Source organism: Stenotrophomonas sp. P5_A8 (assembly GCF_056400545.1).
This window is the reverse complement of record NZ_JBFULB010000287.1, coordinates 1-4,919: the sequence shown is the minus strand read 5'-3', so window position 1 is coordinate 4,919 and position 4,919 is coordinate 1. Positions and strand designations below refer to the sequence as shown.

The window sequence follows — 4,919 nt, the reverse complement described above, 5'->3', positions numbered from 1 at the left end:
CCTTCAGCATGCGGATGGCGCCGGTGACCCGGCTCCAGTCCTCATCTTCCAGCTGGCCGGTACGCAGCCGCTGGGCGTTGATGCGGCCGTTGGAGGAAATCAGACGCATCGCCAGCTGCGAGGCGGACATTTCCATCGAAAACACCGCCACGCCCTTCTTGGACTTGATCGCCGCGTACTCGGCGATGTTCAGGGCAAAGGTGGTCTTGCCCATCGCCGGACGCGCAGCCAGGATGATCAGGTCGGTCGGCTGCAGGCCGGAGGTCATCGCGTCGAAATCCGCGTAGCCGGTCGGCAGGCCGGTGATGTTGCCGCCGTTCTCGAAGCGGTTGCGCAGCTCTTCGAAGGCGTCCTTCAACGCGCCGGGCATCGCCACGAAATCGGTGCGGCCGCGGGCGCCCTGTTCGGCGATCGCGAACACCGACTTTTCCGCCGCCGACAGCAGCTCGCTGCTTTCGCGGCCTTCGGGCTGGAAGCCGTCGTTGACGATGTCGGTGCCGACCTGGATCAGCTGGCGCAGCACCGCCTTGTCGCGCACGATCTCGGCGTAGGCGGCAATGTTGGCCGCCGACGGCGTGGTGCTGGCCAGTTCGATCAGGTAGGCGCCATCGCCGACCAGCTCCATCCGCCCCTGCGATTCGAACCACTCGCCCAAGGTCACCGCATCGAACGGACGATCGCGCTCGGACAGCTCGCGGATCGCACGGTAGATCATCTGGTGGTCGCGACGGTAGAAATCTGTCTCGGTCAGCTGATCGTTGATGCGGTCGTAGCTTTCCGGGGCGAGCATCAGTCCGCCCAGCACCGCCTGCTCGGCCTCGATCGAATGCGGGGGCACGCGCAGCTGGTCGATCCGCGATTCATCGCGGTCGAAACGGTCACCGCGGTCTTTGCGGTCGGAACGGAAGCCAGAGCGGGCGGACATATCGAGGCGTACTTCCTGCAGTGCGGAGCATGGGGCATGGTAGGCACGGAGCGACCGCCACAGCCATGCACAACCCTGTGGATAAGCGGTGGATGAGCTGGGTATACCGGCAGTTGCCGGCAGCATCGGCCGCAGCCGTCGCATTTCGTGCGACAGGCGCCGTTGCGGCGCCCGCCGTGCCACCATTATCGCAGAAGCGCCCGGCTCAATGCTGACCGCCGTGGGTGGCGATCCAGGCCAGGAACTTGTCCACGAAGCCCTGCAGGAACGTCTTCGTGGCCTCGTTGCCGATGTTGCCCGCCTCGTCGATCAGGCCATCCTTGAAGTGCAGGAACACCTCCGGCTGGCCGAGCACCGGCACGTCGAGGTAGGCCAGCACATTGCGCAGGTGCTGCTGGGCCAGCGCGGTGCCGATCACCCCGATCGAGGCCCCGGCCACCGCCGCCGGCTTGCCGGCGAACGCGCTGTCGCCGTAGGGACGCGAGCCCAGGTCGATGGCGTTCTTGAGCACGCCGGGGATCGAGCGGTTGTACTCGGGGGTGATGAACAGCAGCGCGTCGGCGTCACGGATCTGCTTTTTCAGGCGCACGCCCTGGGCGGGGTAGTCCTTGTCGAAATCCTGGTTGTAGAGCGGCAGGTCGCCGATCTCCACGTACTCAAAACGCGCTTTGCCGGCCGCCAGTTTCTCCAGCGCATGGGCCAGCGCCTTGTTGTGCGAGCCCTTGCGCAGGCTGCCGACCAGTACCGCGATCTTCACTTCGGCCATGGGGATGTCTCCGTTTGGGGGAAACCCCGAGCCTAGGCGGGCGCACCTTCGGCGACGGTGAAGGGGGCCCGGCCAGGCGCCCACACCGCGCAGGGTGGAGCCACCCCATGGGTGGCTGCCTTTCCACCACACATCATCGGCACGTCAGCCACGCATGGCGTGGCTCTACCCTCCAGCACCCCGCAAGGTAGCGCCACCCCATGGGTGGCTGCCTTTGCACCACAGATCATCGGCACGTCAGCCACGAATGGCGTGGCCCTGCCCTCCAGCACCCCGCACGGTAGCGCCACCCCATGGGTGGCTGCGCACTCTCAACCGCGCTCGACGCCCGCGCGCACCTCGCGCCAGTGCGCCTGCCAGGCCTGGAACATCAGCACGTTCCACAGGTGCGTGTGCCATTTGCGCTCGCCCTGCTTGAACTGCTGCCACAGCGGCGCCACCGCCTCCACGTTGAACACACCCTCCGCGGCCAGCCGCGCCGGATCGAGCAGTTCGTCGGCCCAGCCGCGCAGGTCGCCCTTGAGCCACGCGCTGACCGGCGCCCCGAAGCCGCGCTTGGGGCGGTGCACCATGTCCTGCGGCACATAACGGCCCAGCACGCGCTTAAGCAGGTATTTGCTGACCCCGTCTCGGTGCTTCATCGACAGCGGCAGCGACCAGGCGAACTCGGCCACCCGCCAGTCCAGCAACGGCGCGCGCGCCTCCAGGCTGACCGCCATGCTGGTGCGGTCGACCTTGCACAGCAGGTCATCGGGGAGATAGGTGTTGAAGTCGGCCAGCATCATCGCGTCGGCCGGCGAGCCGGCGCCGTGCAGCGGGTCGGCCAGGTCGTAGAAGCTGCCGGCCCCGGTGGCCCCCTTCACCGCCGCGACCGGGTCGCGCCAGCGCGAGATGCGGTTGCGGTACACATCGCCGATGCCGCGCGCGCCAGTCTCGGCCAGCAGCGCGGCCAGGCCGCCGGTGCGCGAGGCCTCACCCTGGGTCTGCGAATGGGCCGCCATCCAGCGCCGCAGCGGTGCCGGCACTTTGCCGAGCATCGCCCAGTTGCGCAGCGCACGCTGGTAGCGGCTGTAGCCGAAGAACAGCTCATCGCCGCCGTCGCCCGACAGCGCCACGGTGACCGACCCGCGCGCCAGCCTGGCCACCAGCGCGGTGGGCACCTGCGAGGCATCGGCAAAGGGCTCGTCGAACATCGCGGGCAACTGTGGCACCACCGCCAGCGCGTCGGCGCCGCTGACATACAGCTCGGTGTGATCGGTGCCCAGGTGTTGCGCCAGCGCCTTGGCCAGCGGCGCCTCGTCGTGATCCGAATCCTGGAACCCGATGCTGAAACTGTGGATCGGCGTGGACGACTGCGACTGCATCAGCGCGGCCACCACCGATGAATCGGTGCCGCCGGAGAGGAATACGCCGACCGGCACGTCGGCCACCATCCGCAGCCCCACCGCGTCACGCAGCAGGCCGTCCAGCTGCGCCTCGGCATCGTCGTCGCTGCCGATGAACGGCAACGCCAGCGCCTGCTGCATGCGCTCGCGCGCATTCCAGAACGGCACCTGCTGCTGGTCCGGCCGGTGTGCGGCGGCACCGGCGGCAACGGTGGCCGCGTCCAGGCGCAGCACCCGCCCCGGCATCAGCTTGAAGCAGCGCGCATGGATGCAGTGCGGGGCGGGAATGTAGTCCAGCCGCAGCAGCAGGGTCAGCGCGTCGCGGTCGACGTCGTTGTCGAAGGCCGGGTGCTGCCACAGCGCCTTCAACTCCGATCCGAACACCAGCGCATCGCCGGCCCAGCCGTAATACAGCGGCTTCTTGCCGACCCGGTCGCGGGCCAGCCAAAGACACTGCTCGGCGTGGTCCCAGAGCGCGATGGCGAACATGCCGTTCGCACGCTGCAGGGTTTCATCCAGCCCCCACGCCACGAACGCGGCCAGCAGCACCTCGGTGTCGGAGTGCCCGCGGAAGTGGTGCCCCAAGGCCTCCAGCTCGGCACGCAGCGTGGCGAAGTTGTAGACCTCGCCGTTGTAGGCAAGCACGTAGCGCCCGTCGTCGGACGCCATCGGCTGGTGGCCCAGCGGCGACAGGTCCAGGATGCTCAGCCGCCGATGCGCCAGCGCGATGCCGCGCCCGGCATCGGCCCACACCCCGCTGTCGTCCGGGCCACGATGGATCAGCGCGTCGCCCATGCGTCGCGCCAGCTCTTCCAGTGCTGCCTGCTCCGCTACCGGAGCCGGCAGCAGCATTCCTGCCAATCCACACATGCGTCAGAGATCCTGCGCCAGTACCCGGGCGGCGCTTACCAGCGCATTGTCGCTTGGAAGCACGCACATTGCTGCCCCCGCCAGCGGCGTATAGGTATCGGCACCGCTGACCCGCTGCAACGGCAGGTGGCCCAGGCCTGCTTCGACCAACGCGGTGATGACGCCCTCGCCCACCCCGGCGCTGTGCCGGCCCTCATCGACCACCAGCACACGCTGGGCGTCGGCCGCCTGTTCGGCGATGAAACCGGCATTGAGCGGCACCAGCCAGCGCAGGTCCACCACCCGCACCTGCCAGCCCAGCTCGGCCTGGATGGTGCGCGCCGCGCGCAGGCTCATCGGTACGCCGTTGCCATAGGTGAAGACCACCAGGTCGCTGGCCTCCGGCGCATATACCCGCCCCTCCCCCGGCAACATCGTCTGCTCCGGCGATGGGTAGGCGAACAGCCACTGGCCGTCGCCCGGGTCGTGCAGATCCTTGGTCATGTACAGCGCGATCGGCTCCAGGAACACCGACACCCGTCCATCGACCCGGGCCAGTGCAGCCAGCGTGCGCAGCATCATCGCCGCGTCGTCGCCCCGCGACGGGCACCCGACCACCAACCCGGGGATATCGCGCAGCGCGGCAATGGAATTGTCGTTGTGGAAGTGGCCCCCGAAGCCCTTCTGGTAGCCCAGCCCGGCAATGCGCACCAGCATCGGGTTGCGGTACTGGTCGTTGGAGAAGAACTGCAGCGAACAGGCCTCGCCACGCAGTTGGTCGGCCGCGTTGTGCAGGTAGGCCAGGTACTGGATCTCCGGGATCGGCAGCATGCCCAGGTTGGCCAGGCCCTGGGCCATGCCCAGGATCATGGTTTCGTCCAGCAGCGTGTTGAACACCCGGCGCGGACCGAATGCCTTGAGCAGGCCCTTGCTGACCGTATACACCCCGCCCTTCTGCGCCACGTCCTCGCCGAACAGCAGCGTGGACGGGTAC

At 68.2% G+C, this 4,919-nt stretch carries 4 protein-coding genes; all 4 read right to left on the bottom strand.

Annotated features, from left to right (window positions below; translation table 11 throughout):
* The coding region (locus AC1DQP_RS16420; RefSeq protein WP_478052023.1) for a DnaB-like helicase C-terminal domain-containing protein at positions 1-925 on the bottom strand (925 nt) is incomplete at its 3' end.
* Positions 926-1,130: 205 nt separating this feature from the next.
* Positions 1,131-1,691: an NADPH-dependent FMN reductase gene (locus tag AC1DQP_RS16415; protein ID WP_457319834.1), complete on the bottom strand. Its 561-nt coding sequence runs from the start codon at positions 1,689-1,691 to the stop codon at positions 1,131-1,133.
* A 311-nt stretch (positions 1,692-2,002) separates the two neighbouring features.
* Entirely contained in the window at positions 2,003-3,946 is a 1,944-nt protein-coding gene (gene asnB, locus AC1DQP_RS16410; protein WP_478052022.1) for an asparagine synthase (glutamine-hydrolyzing), read from the bottom strand.
* 3 nt (positions 3,947-3,949) lie between these two features.
* On the bottom strand, positions 3,950-4,919 hold a 970-nt coding region (locus tag AC1DQP_RS16405), incomplete at its 5' end, for an alpha-ketoacid dehydrogenase subunit beta (protein ID WP_478052021.1).